This is a genomic window from Ruminococcus sp. BSD2780120874_150323_B10, from assembly GCF_015553695.1.
GTDB classification, from domain to species: domain Bacteria; phylum Bacillota; class Clostridia; order Oscillospirales; family Acutalibacteraceae; genus Ruminococcoides; species Ruminococcoides intestinale_A.
Genome location: NZ_JADNHD010000015.1, coordinates 47,978 through 58,812 on the forward strand (window position 1 = coordinate 47,978; position 10,835 = coordinate 58,812).

Sequence of the window (10,835 nt, forward strand, 5' to 3'; positions counted from 1 at the left end):
GAAGGCTTATGATTGAAATTATTTTTTGTTTCTTTTAATTGCTCCGAGTTTTTCGCCTCTGAAATCAACCAAAAGTCCCAAAGCAATAGCCGTTGCAATCAAAATGCCAAATTCGGGGAGCATATACAAACCGTTGTATATAAGCGAATACAGCCAAACAGGCATACCGTCTGCAAAGCCTGCCCACACGGTAATACCGCTTAAGAAATGGCACAAAAATCTCAACACGCTTGCAAGCAATGCGCCCAAAGCAAGTCCGACTGCCTGATTTTTAATGCCTCTGAAAACTCCGCCCAGACCGATTACGCCAAAGGCAATAAGGTAGTCGAAAAAGAGAATCATAAGAGCTGCCTGCCAAGAAGTTGCATACGCAAAGTTTGACATACCGAAAAGCATCTGAATAAGTCCGTAGACAACACCTGTCAGACAACCTACCAACGGCTTGTAACGATAACCGATAATTAAAATCGGCAGCATACTGCAAATCGTAATACTTCCGCCGTACGGGAACTCGATTTTTATCAGGCTCAATACAGTTGCAAGCGCAACCATAACCGCACATTCGCAGAGCATAATCACATTTTTATTTATTCCTGTTTTCTTCATTCTACCCTACTTTTCTTTATATTATGTGTATAAAAATTATTTTGCGATTTTAAGCGAAATATCAAATGCCTTTACAGAGTGGGTAAGCGCACCCATTGAAATAATGTCAACGCCTGTTTCGGCAATTTCTCTTAAAGTTTCGTCTGTAATACCGCCGCTTGCCTCAAGCAACGCTTTGCCGTTTGTAATCTCAACAGCCTCTTTCATAAGAGCAGGGCTCATATTGTCAAGCATAATTACATCAACATCAGCCTCAAGCGCCTGTCTTAACTCGTCAAGGTTTCTTACCTCAAGTTCAATCTTTGTCATATGGCCGAGCTTTGTTTTGAGCTTGGCAACAGCATTTTCAATGCCGCCGCCTGCATCAATGTGATTGTCCTTAAGCATAGCAGCGTCCGAAAGGTTGTAACGATGATTTCTGCCGCCGCCTACTGTAACAGCGTACTTCTGCAAAGCACGAAGTCCCGGAAGAGTTTTTCTTGTATCTGCAATAGATGCGTTGGTACCCTTTACAATTTCAACCGCATTGTGCGTTGCGGTAGCGATACCGCTCATATGCTGAATAAGGTTAAGCGCTGTACGCTCGCCTTTTAAGATTGTACGGGTTTTGCCGTGAATTTCCGCAATAATATCGCCCTTTTTGAGCAAATCGCCGTCTTTTTTATAAACCTTAGCCTCAAAACCTGTCGGCTGTAAAATCTCAAAAACTCGCAGTGCAATCTCAATACCGCAAAGCACACCGTCGCTCTTTGCAAGGAATTTAGCGGTATCTTCCTGTTCCTCGTCAATGAGATAGTCGGTTGTGGTATCAAGGTAGTTAATATCCTCAAGCAAAGCTGTCTTTATAATGTTATCTGCATAAATACTGTTGATTAGCATTATTTAATGCCCTCCTTAAATTCTTCAAGAATAATACTTGCAACGATTGCAATACTTCTTGCCTCTACATAGTCGGGTGTAATTGCAAAATCGTCCGATACAAGGTCAGAGAGAATTTTCTCAACCTTGTTGTAGCTTTCCTCCGCTTTCTCGGGCTTTGGAAGTACAAAATATGTATCCTGTAAAATTTCTCTTATCTGTGAACGATAACCGTGCGGCAACGCCTTGCCCTCAATCGACTTTTTAAGTGGCTGTCTGCCGAGCGGCTTGCGCTCTTTTCTTAATCTTTCTGTAATTACATTTGCGGCAGTTCTTGAGAACACAAGCGCCTCAAGCAATGAGTTGCTTGCAAGACGGTTAGCGCCGTGCACACCTGTATGCGAACATTCGCCGGCCGCAAAAAGGCCCTCAATAGAAGTTTCCGAGTTGGTATCAACATCAATACCGCCCATAAGGTAGTGCTGGCATGGGAATACGGGAATCTTGTCGACCGTAATGTCAACGCCCTCTTCAAGACAGCGCTCGTAAATCATAGGGAATCTGTTTTTAACAAATTCGGCAGGCTTGTGTGTAATGTCAAGATAGAACTTCTCGCTGTGTGTTTTGATAGACTCTCTGATAACGGCATTAGACACAACATCTCTCGGAGCAAGCTCGCCTCTGCTGTCATAATCCGAGGCAAATCGTCTGCCCTCGCAGTTAAGCAGAACAGCACCCTCGCCACGAACAGCCTCACTTATCAAAAATCTTTCTCTGTCCTTTTCAGCCGCAAAAGCAGTCGGGTGGAACTGAATTCTTGAAAGGTGCTTGATTTTTGCACCCATCATATATGCAAACGCAATGCCGTCACCTGTGGCAATGGCCGAGTTTGTGGTGTATTTATAAACTCTGCCTATACCGCCTGTGGCAAGCAGGCAGAAGTTACAGCCGTAGGTCTTGCTTTCACCGTCCTTAACAACACTTACATAAAAGCCGTTAAGCACCTTATCAATCGCATACACAAGGCAGTTGTCGAGAATTGTAATATTTTTGCGTGTCTTAACTACCTCAATAAGTGCGTCAACAATCGCCTTACCCGTTGAATCCTTATGATGCACAATTCTGTGTCTGCTGTGACCCGCCTCAAGAGTTTTGCACATTGTGCCGTCCTCGTTAAGGTCAAAGTCAACGCCAAGCTCCTTGATGTTCAGTACATCCGACGGACCCTCCGTAACAAGTTTTTCTACCGCATCAAGAGTATTCTTGTATTTACCTGCAATAAGTGTATCGGTAATATGCAGCTTGTAACTGTCGTGAACAGTATCAAGCACTGCTGCCACACCGCCCTGTGCCAAAGAGGAGTTGGAAAGCGTAAGCTCTTTTTTTGAAACGAGCAAAGCGTTAATATCCTCCGGCAGATTGAGTGCCGCATAAAGTCCGGCAGCACCTGTACCTACAATTATTACATCAAATTTTTTATCCATTTGTAAAACCCCGATTATATCCGATTATATAAATTTAATTTGCAAATAATTAATAGTAAAAATGTTGTTTACAAATTTATACCAATATATTATACTACTTATTAAAGGAATAGTAAATAAAATGTAAACAAAATCTTTTATTTTCTGACAAAAACGGAGAAATTATGGAAATGATAAGTAATGAAGAAAAAATTACACAGGCTGTACTTGTCAGCGTTGACACAGGCGACTATGACGCAGAGGCATCTCTTGCCGAACTTAAAGAGCTTGTAAAAAGTGCGGGTGCAGAACCTGTATTTACAGTCACGCAAAATCTAAAGCGCCCCGAAACAGGCACTTATGTGGGCACAGGCAAATTGCAGGAAATTGCGGATATTTGCAAACAACAGGAAATCGACTTGCTCGTGTTTGACTGCGAGCTTTCCCCTACTCAAATACGAAATATAGAGGCAGAAACCGACACACGAACCATTGACCGCACAATGCTTATTCTAGATATATTTGCTCTCCGTGCAAGGTCAAAAGAGGGCAAACTGCAGGTAGAACTTGCACAGCTAAAGTACCTGATGCCCCGACTTACAGGTAAGGGCGTGGCAATGTCACGACTTGGCGGCGGCATAGGCACAAGAGGCCCGGGCGAAACAAAGCTTGAAACCGACCGCCGACACATCAGCAGAAGAATGGAAACTTTGAAATCCGAACTTGCCGAAGTGGAGCAGCACCGCTCAATGTTGAGAAAGCGCAGAGAAAAAGACGGAGTAATCACCTGTGCAATTGTCGGTTACACAAACGCAGGAAAATCCACCCTTATGAATTATCTTACCGATGCGGGTGTGCTTGCACAGGACAAACTTTTTGCAACTCTTGACCCAACATCAAGGGCGCTCAAACTGCCGAGCGGCGTTACGGTTATGATGATTGACACGGTAGGACTTGTACGCAGACTTCCGCACCACCTTGTTGAGGCTTTCCGCTCAACTCTTGAAGAAGCGGCTCTGTCAGACATTATTTTAAATGTATGCGATGCCTCGAGCGATGAGGCAAGAGTGCATATGCAGGTTACAACCGACCTTTTAAATTCACTCGGCTGCGGCGACACTCCTATCATTACCGTGCTCAACAAATGCGACCTTTTGGAAGAAGAGAGTTTTCCGCAGGAGATAGGCTCATATGTCAAGATAAGCGCCAAAAACGGCACAGGAATTGACGACCTTTTAAAAGCGGTTGACGATAACCTCCCCGTAAGAGTAAAGAGAGTTTCTCTGCTTATTCCTTTTTCCGATGCCGGACTTGTGGCAGAAATCCGTAAAAACGCAACCCTGATTAGCGAAGAATATGTTGCAGAGGGAATTAAGGTTGAGGCAATCCTTGACGAAAAGCTGTATTCTAAAGCAGAAAAATATATTGTTGATTAATATTTATTGAAAAAACAACCGCCGTTTGCTATAATATGTATATAAACATATCAGCAAGCGGCATATAACATTAATAGGAGAAATTATGTCTTTTTTTGAAACAATCACTCCGTGGGACGCATCGGTTTTGCAGTCAATACAAGGCATAAAATGTGATTTTCTTGATACATTTATGGCTGTAATGAGCTTTCTCGGTGAAAAAGGTCTTATCTGGATTATACTCGGACTTACGCTCTGCCTTTTCAAAAAGACAAGGGCAACGGGAGTTATAATGCTTTGCGCAATGACTTTGGGATTGCTGCTCGGTGAGTTTGGCATAAAAAATATTATCTGCCGCCCCCGTCCGTTTGTAACCTACAACTTTACCGTAAACGGGCATATTCCGTCGGGCTACAGTTTTCCGTCGGGACACACAACCTCGTCGTTTGCCGCTGCAACGGTAATTATCATACGCAAAGAAAAGTTCGCCGTTTTTACGGCTGTACTCGCTTTTCTCATTGCGTTTTCAAGGCTTTACAACTGTGTACACTATCCTACAGATGTAATCTGCGGTGCTGTACTCGGTATTGCGCTTGCAATAATAACTTGTCTTATATTTAAAAATTTCGGCTGGGATAACCGTCTTAACAAAAAGATTATTCGTAAAAAAGGTGATGTAAAATGACCGAACACAGATATTTAGGCAAAACTTCAAAAGACTACTTTGTAATAAAGGGCATCAATGTATTTAACGAAAGATGGTGCGGCACGGGCAGCTGTGTTACCGTCACCTCTCCGCTTGACAAAAAGAACTATGTTTTTTCGGAATACACAAGCGACGGTGTAAAATTTATTGCAGGTAAAGACGCTCACGGATATTGGCTGTTTTTTGCAGCATAATTTGATTTTAAACCGAAAGGAAATAATACATAATGAATGAAAAAATGCTCATAAAAAATCTTTATGACCTCGACAAAACAATTGCAAAACCACTTCTTGAAAAACTCGACTATCCTTGGGAGGCACTTCCTAAAATCAAAGATTTTATAATCGAGCTCGGCAAAACTCTTGACCCCGAAATCTACGAACAGCGTGGCGAAAATATATGGGTTGCAAAAAGTGCGACTGTTTATCCGTCCGCTCACCTCGGCGGCCCTCTCATCATCTGTGAGGATGCAGAGGTAAGACACTGCGCTTTCATCAGGGGCTGCGCAATCGTCGGCAAAGGCGCAGTTGTAGGCAACTCAACAGAGCTTAAGAACTCTATCCTCTTTGACGGTGTTCAGGTTCCGCACTACAACTACATCGGCGACAGCATCTTGGGCTATAAGTCGCACACAGGCGCAGGTACAATTACCTCTAACCTCAAGAGCGACAAGTCGCTTGTTACCGTTAATTGCGATAACGAAAAGATAGAAACCGGCGTTAAAAAATTTGGTGCAATGCTCGGTGATCATGTTGAGGTAGGCTGTAACAGTGTACTCAACCCCGGTTCGGTAATCGGCAGAAACACAAACATCTATCCGCTTTCATTTGTAAGAGGTTATGTAGAGGCTAACAGCATTTACAAGCGCCTCGGTGAAATTGCAGATAAAATCTGATAATAATTTGTTAATCTAAGCAGTCGCACAGCCGACTGCTTATTTTATATTTTGATTCCGACATTTTTTACCGTTTGTGTTGTTCTGTTTACGGAAAATCTCCTTTATAATTAAATCATCAAATAAAGGAGGTTCAATTATGAACACATTATATGATTAAAAATAATATAATTCCATATGTTATGATTTTGGAAAATAACAACACTGCACTTGGTTTACAAGCAAAAACAAACACTTCCTTTGCAGAAACGAATTTTTTTGCTAAAGGTTCATATATTTTTTATTGATTTAAGCTGTTTGATTATAAAACTCTCAATGTAATTTTATATCTTCAAAGCAAAAGCCCGACCTTAGTTTTATGCTAAAGTCGGGCAAAATTTTACTTTCTTCTTTTAACAAACGGAACAGGAGTTTTATCGTACTCATCAAGTCTGTTGCCGTAGAGATAATAATTTGTTTCCTTTGTAATAACAGGTGCGAGCACCACCATTGCAAATATATTCGGCAATGTCATAAAAGCGTTAAAAATATCCGACATTGTCCATACAATATCAAGAGATGTAATCGGAGCAATAAGAAGAATAACTATAAACAGCACCTTGTAAGGGATAATTCCATTTGGGCCGAAAAGATAATCAACACAGCTCTCGGCATAGTAACTCCAACCAAGAATTGTTGAAAATGCAAACAATACGATACCGACAACAAGAATCGGTGTGCCTATGTACGGAATCTGTGCAAATGCGGCAGATGTAAGTTCGCCGCCCTCAACCGAAGCTGTATCAATGTTCGGGTTCTTAATACATGAACTTACAATTACAAGACCTGTCATAAGACATACAACAACAGTATCCCAAAATGTACCTGTCGATGAAATAAGCGCCTGACGAACCGAGTTTCTTGACTGGGCTGCAGATGCAACAATCGGAGCAGAACCCATACCTGATTCGTTGCTGAAAAGACCTCTTGCAACACCGTAACGAGCCGCAATCATAATGCCTGTACCCGCAAGTCCGCCGCCTAATGCCTTAAAGCTGAAAGCCGACTCGCAAATAAGTGTAACTGTCTGCCAAAGCACATCAAAGTTAATTGATAAAATAATGATACAACCGATAACATAGAGTATTGCCATAAGAGGTACGAGTTTTTCGCATACTCTTGAAATAGACTTAATACCGCCGAAAATAACAAGAGCAACGCAAATTGCAATTACAACACCCGAAATAAGCGCAACAGTCGAAATATCCATTCCGAAGAAGTGGAGCATATATGTTTTGTCAGGATTAAAGGTTGTATCCATAATCTTTGCAATCGCATTTGTTTGAACACCGCAACCAACGCCGAATGACGCAAACAACGCAAACACCGCAAACAATACGGCTACCCACTTAAAGTTAATTCCTGTTTTCTTTGATACGCCGTTTTCAATTGCATACATTGCGCCGCCGCGCATTTTACCGTCTCGAGTTTTTACACGGTATTTCACCGCAATAAGCGACTCCGCATACTTTGTGGCAATACCAAACACGCCTGAAATCCAGCACCACAGCACCGCACCTGCACCGCCAAGCGCAATAGCCGTACCTACGCCGATAATATTACCTGTACCTATTGTAGAGGCAAGTGCTGTAGTAAGCGCCTGAAACGGGCTGATGTCGCCGTCTGAATCAGGGTCTTTTGTAACAGAAAGCTTAATCGCTTTAAATGTTTTGCGCTGAACAAACTTTGTTCTGACGGTCATATAAATGTGTGCGCCAAGCAAAATTACTATCATTGGCACGCCCCATAAAATGTTGTCAAACTTTGTAAAAAAGTCATTCAGCATTTGTAGAAAATCCATCGAGTTCAATCCCTTCTTCTTTTTTGCTCAATTGCTCAAGGTTACTGTATATTACAATCCTCAAGTTCCCTCAAAATCCTTTTCACATCACTTAGTCCGTCTGCAACACCGTGCAAAAGCGGAATTATATCATTACTCGGCTTGTCAAGGTCAGGCACCATTACTGTTACACAGCCTGCCGAGCTTGCCGATTTAATGCCGTTTGGAGAATCCTCAAGCGCAACGCAATTTTGCGGAGAAAGGCCGAGCATTTCCGCCGCCTTGAGGTAGATGTCGGGTGCAGGCTTGCCAACGCTTACCATTGACGCACTCACCGTAACATCAAAATATTTATATAAATCATGTGCCTTAAGGTATCTCTCTGCCCTCTGCGGAGGAGTTGCCGTTGCAAGAGCGACTTTATAGCCGTTTTCTTTCAGAAAAGAAAGCAATTCTTTTGCGCCGCTCTTAACTTCAATACCGTTTTTCTCAACATAGTTGTCCATAAGCTCAACTCTTTTTGAGCGCACAGCCTCATAATCGAAACCGTCGCCGAATATTCCCTTGAGCTTAGCCGAGGCAAGCGGCCGAGCCATACTCCTTATTGACAAAGCGTGTTTTTCTTCCATAGGAAATCCGTAAAATCTTCCTGCCTCGCACCAAAAGCGAACATAAAGTTTTTCGGAGTCGAGAATAACTCCGTCCATATCAGATATTACACCTTGAATTTTCACCGCTCACACCTCTTTTTTATCTGCATATTAGATATAAATATACCTGCGCAAATCAATACTACCGATACAATTGTTTCTATGCCAAACACACTTTCGCCCAGCATAATGCCGGAAAGCAGAGTGCCGAACACAGGCACAAGCAAATTGAAAACGCAAATTCTGCTTGCAGGGTGATGTTTTAGCAAAGCCGTCCAGATTGCGAATGCGGCGGCAGATACAAAAGCAAGCCACAAAAGCACAAGCAATCCTTTTATGCTTGAAAAATCAAGTTTTCCGCCTGTAACAAAACCCGCAATTAAAAGCAGTATTCCGCCAAACAGCAATTGAAATCCCGTTACCGAAATCGGTTCTCGGTCACGGACTATTCCCTTAGAAATAAAATTACCCGCGGCCGCCGACAAAGTTGACATCAATATCATAAAATCGCCGAACAGCGTGTCGACAGTCACACCACCGCCGCTGTTTACACACAAAACTCCGCAAAAGCCGAGCACGCAACCGATTATTTTACAAATGTTCAGTTTGTCCGACTTAAAAAACAGCGGAGCAAAAAGCACGGTAAAAAAAGTTGCACAGGCGGTTATAACCGAGGTGTTGGCACCGCTTGTAAATCCTATGCCGATATATGTAAAAATATACTGCCCGAAAGTCTGCACCGAACCGAGCAGCATAACAGGCATAATGCCGTTTTTCTCAATTTTAGGCAAGTGCTTGTTCTTGACTAAAAAAATGAAAAGCACCATTATTCCTGCAAGGGTAAACCTTGCACCTGCAAAAAGCAGCTTTGAGCCTATGTCGTTCCCCTCTATGCCAAACTGTGCATAGCCTACTTTTATAAAAGGAAACGCAGTACCCCAAAGCAAAGTGCAAAATATTGCAAGTGCAGCGGCTACCTTGTAATTTTTTATGCTCATCAGCTTAAATAAGGCTTTAATTCTTCAAGCATAGCTTCTTTTTTGCGAAGGCCCGTAAGTCTGAGCACTTCTTCACCGTCTTTAAAAAGGATAAGTGTAGGAATACTCATAACACCGTAGTAATCGGCAACCTGACGCTCGGTTTCTACATTAAGCTTAAAAAATTTCATCTGTGAGCCAATCTCTGTAGAGAGCTCCTTAAAAACAGGACCCATCATTCTGCAAGGACTGCACCACTCTGCCCAAAAATCAACAAGCACAGGCACATCTGCACCAAGAACTTCGGATTCAAATTCTTCTGCAACTATTTCTTTAACCATAGCAATACCTCCTGCTTTTATTATTATCACATATAAACTCATTATCAATAAAATAAAAAAATTTACTGCTATTTTACATTATAACAGAACATACACCGTTTTTCAACTTTTTTTACATTTCATAAATTCAATTATATGAATAAAAAATCATTTTTGCTTACTCAACCGGTAACTATAGCAATGCTGAGGCATAAAATAATCTGAAAGGATGATTTGCTATGGACAATAAACACCCGTTTGTAAACATGCCGTTGCGCTATCCATACAATGCGCTTGAGCCGTACATTGATGAAAAAACAATGATTTTGCATCACGACAGACACCTGCAAGCATATATTGACAAGTTAAATTTGCTGATGAGCGAATGCAGACAGCTTCAAAAATTAAGTTTGCAGGAAATATTAAAAAATCCCTGCCGTATTCCCGAGGAAAAACGCAGAGATGTTATAAACAATGCAGGCGGCGTGTATAATCACAGATTTTATTTTAACGGTATGAGCCCCGATTGCCATGGGCTTGAGCGTGGTGCTCTGCACAGGAAAATGAGCGAAAGTTTCACAAGTTTTGAAAATTTCAAAAATGAGTTTACCGATGCGGCGATGTCTGTCTTTGGCTCGGGATATGCGTGGCTTGTATATGACGGCAAAAAACTGAAAATTATTACTACCAAAAATCAGGATACACCGCTTTGCAGAGGATTTATACCGATACTTAATATTGATGTTTGGGAACACGCATACTACCTAAAGCACTACAACGACCGCAAAGCCTATATCGAGGATTTTGTAAAAGCAGTAAATTGGGCAATGGCAGAAAAACGACTTTGCAACCAGAAAAGTTTTTAACATTTTTGTGTGGTGAGTGTTAATCTTTTTTGAATTAAAAATTATATTGTTTATTTTATCAAAAAAGTTTATTTATGCTTGTGCAAAACAACAGAATTACAATTCTTTATGAAGTAATTATTTACATTAATTATAAAAGATGATAAAATGTAGTTGCGACACAGAATTGTATATTTCACACTTTGTGGTGACCCCCAAAAGTTAGATTTGAAAGCGTAGTGGCTTTTAGCTGCTACGCTTTTGTTATGCAACTAAGGCAT

The 10,835-nt window shown here is 41.6% G+C and carries 12 protein-coding genes; 5 read left to right on the plus strand and 7 right to left on the minus strand.

Translation table 11 applies throughout. The features are described from left to right. Positions 1-18: 18 nt before the first annotated feature. Genes thiT through I2E21_RS09915 form a run of 3 tightly spaced genes read right to left on the minus strand, consistent with a single transcriptional unit; the run spans position 19 to position 2,948 of the window. Complete coding sequence (gene thiT, locus I2E21_RS09905; protein ID WP_195411213.1) at positions 19-606, minus strand: energy-coupled thiamine transporter ThiT; 588 nt, start codon at positions 604-606, stop codon at positions 19-21. 36 nt (positions 607-642) lie between these two features. Further along, positions 643-1,485, minus strand: a complete 843-nt coding sequence (gene nadC / locus I2E21_RS09910) for a carboxylating nicotinate-nucleotide diphosphorylase (RefSeq protein ID WP_195411214.1) — start codon at positions 1,483-1,485, stop codon at positions 643-645. Then, positions 1,485-2,948 carry an FAD-binding protein gene (locus I2E21_RS09915; protein ID WP_195411215.1) on the minus strand — a complete coding sequence of 488 codons (1,464 nt, stop codon included), beginning with the start codon at positions 2,946-2,948 and terminating at the stop codon, positions 1,485-1,487. Before I2E21_RS09915 ends, nadC begins: the two co-directional genes overlap by 1 nt. 164 nt (positions 2,949-3,112) lie before the next feature. Between I2E21_RS09915 and hflX the strand changes: the two genes are divergently transcribed. The 4 genes from hflX (at position 3,113) to I2E21_RS09935 (ending at position 5,943) form a co-directional block, all read left to right on the plus strand. Further along, positions 3,113-4,363 (plus strand): GTPase HflX, encoded by a 1,251-nt coding sequence (gene hflX, locus I2E21_RS09920; RefSeq protein WP_195411216.1) that lies wholly within the window; start codon positions 3,113-3,115, stop codon positions 4,361-4,363. Between the two features lie 85 nt (positions 4,364-4,448). Beyond that, positions 4,449-5,027 (plus strand): phosphatase PAP2 family protein, encoded by a 579-nt coding sequence (locus I2E21_RS09925; protein ID WP_195411217.1) that lies wholly within the window; start codon positions 4,449-4,451, stop codon positions 5,025-5,027. Continuing rightward, on the plus strand, positions 5,024-5,242 hold the full coding sequence (locus tag I2E21_RS09930) for a hypothetical protein (RefSeq protein ID WP_195411218.1): 219 nt from the start codon (positions 5,024-5,026) through the stop codon (positions 5,240-5,242). The genes I2E21_RS09925 and I2E21_RS09930 overlap by 4 nt, the downstream gene beginning before the upstream one ends. A gap of 32 nt (positions 5,243-5,274) precedes the next feature. Beyond that, positions 5,275-5,943 (plus strand): hypothetical protein, encoded by a 669-nt coding sequence (locus I2E21_RS09935; protein WP_022234088.1) that lies wholly within the window; start codon positions 5,275-5,277, stop codon positions 5,941-5,943. Positions 5,944-6,322: 379 nt separating this feature from the next. Here the strand turns inward: I2E21_RS09935 and I2E21_RS09940 are convergent, their stop codons facing one another. The 4 genes from I2E21_RS09940 to trxA are packed head-to-tail and all read right to left on the minus strand — an operon-like array spanning position 6,323 to position 9,730. Continuing rightward, positions 6,323-7,783: an alanine/glycine:cation symporter family protein gene (locus I2E21_RS09940; RefSeq protein WP_243240622.1), complete on the minus strand. Its 1,461-nt coding sequence runs from the start codon at positions 7,781-7,783 to the stop codon at positions 6,323-6,325. A gap of 41 nt (positions 7,784-7,824) precedes the next feature. Then, complete coding sequence (locus tag I2E21_RS09945) at positions 7,825-8,496, minus strand: HAD family phosphatase (protein ID WP_249376982.1); 672 nt, start codon at positions 8,494-8,496, stop codon at positions 7,825-7,827. Next, positions 8,493-9,410: a DMT family transporter gene (locus I2E21_RS09950; RefSeq protein ID WP_022234085.1), complete on the minus strand. Its 918-nt coding sequence runs from the start codon at positions 9,408-9,410 to the stop codon at positions 8,493-8,495. Before I2E21_RS09950 ends, I2E21_RS09945 begins: the two co-directional genes overlap by 4 nt. Next, on the minus strand, positions 9,410-9,730 hold the full coding sequence (gene trxA, locus I2E21_RS09955) for a thioredoxin (protein ID WP_186935507.1): 321 nt from the start codon (positions 9,728-9,730) through the stop codon (positions 9,410-9,412). Before trxA ends, I2E21_RS09950 begins: the two co-directional genes overlap by 1 nt. A 218-nt stretch (positions 9,731-9,948) precedes the next feature. On the opposite strand from trxA, the gene I2E21_RS09960 reads away from it, so the two are divergent. Then, positions 9,949-10,575 carry a superoxide dismutase gene (locus I2E21_RS09960; protein ID WP_195411219.1) on the plus strand — a complete coding sequence of 209 codons (627 nt, stop codon included), beginning with the start codon at positions 9,949-9,951 and terminating at the stop codon, positions 10,573-10,575. Positions 10,576-10,835: the final 260 nt, after the last annotated feature.

Excerpts from the sequence above, each read along its gene's own strand:
- I2E21_RS09940 (WP_243240622.1), bottom strand. The coding sequence starts at position 7,783 with ATGGATTTTCTACAAATGCTGAATGACTTTTTTACAAAGTTTGACAAC.
- I2E21_RS09915 (WP_195411215.1), bottom strand. The coding sequence starts at position 2,948 with ATGGATAAAAAATTTGATGTAATAATTGTAGGTACAGGTGCTGCCGGA.
- I2E21_RS09925 (WP_195411217.1), top strand. The coding sequence starts at position 4,449 with ATGTCTTTTTTTGAAACAATCACTCCGTGGGACGCATCGGTTTTGCAG.
- I2E21_RS09930 (WP_195411218.1), top strand. The coding sequence starts at position 5,024 with ATGACCGAACACAGATATTTAGGCAAAACTTCAAAAGACTACTTTGTA.
- I2E21_RS09960 (WP_195411219.1), top strand. The coding sequence starts at position 9,949 with ATGGACAATAAACACCCGTTTGTAAACATGCCGTTGCGCTATCCATAC.
- I2E21_RS09950 (WP_022234085.1), bottom strand. The coding sequence starts at position 9,410 with ATGAGCATAAAAAATTACAAGGTAGCCGCTGCACTTGCAATATTTTGC.
- trxA (WP_186935507.1), bottom strand. The coding sequence starts at position 9,730 with ATGGTTAAAGAAATAGTTGCAGAAGAATTTGAATCCGAAGTTCTTGGT.
- thiT (WP_195411213.1), bottom strand. The coding sequence starts at position 606 with ATGAAGAAAACAGGAATAAATAAAAATGTGATTATGCTCTGCGAATGT.
- nadC (WP_195411214.1), bottom strand. The coding sequence starts at position 1,485 with ATGCTAATCAACAGTATTTATGCAGATAACATTATAAAGACAGCTTTG.
- I2E21_RS09935 (WP_022234088.1), top strand. The coding sequence starts at position 5,275 with ATGAATGAAAAAATGCTCATAAAAAATCTTTATGACCTCGACAAAACA.
- hflX (WP_195411216.1), top strand. The coding sequence starts at position 3,113 with ATGGAAATGATAAGTAATGAAGAAAAAATTACACAGGCTGTACTTGTC.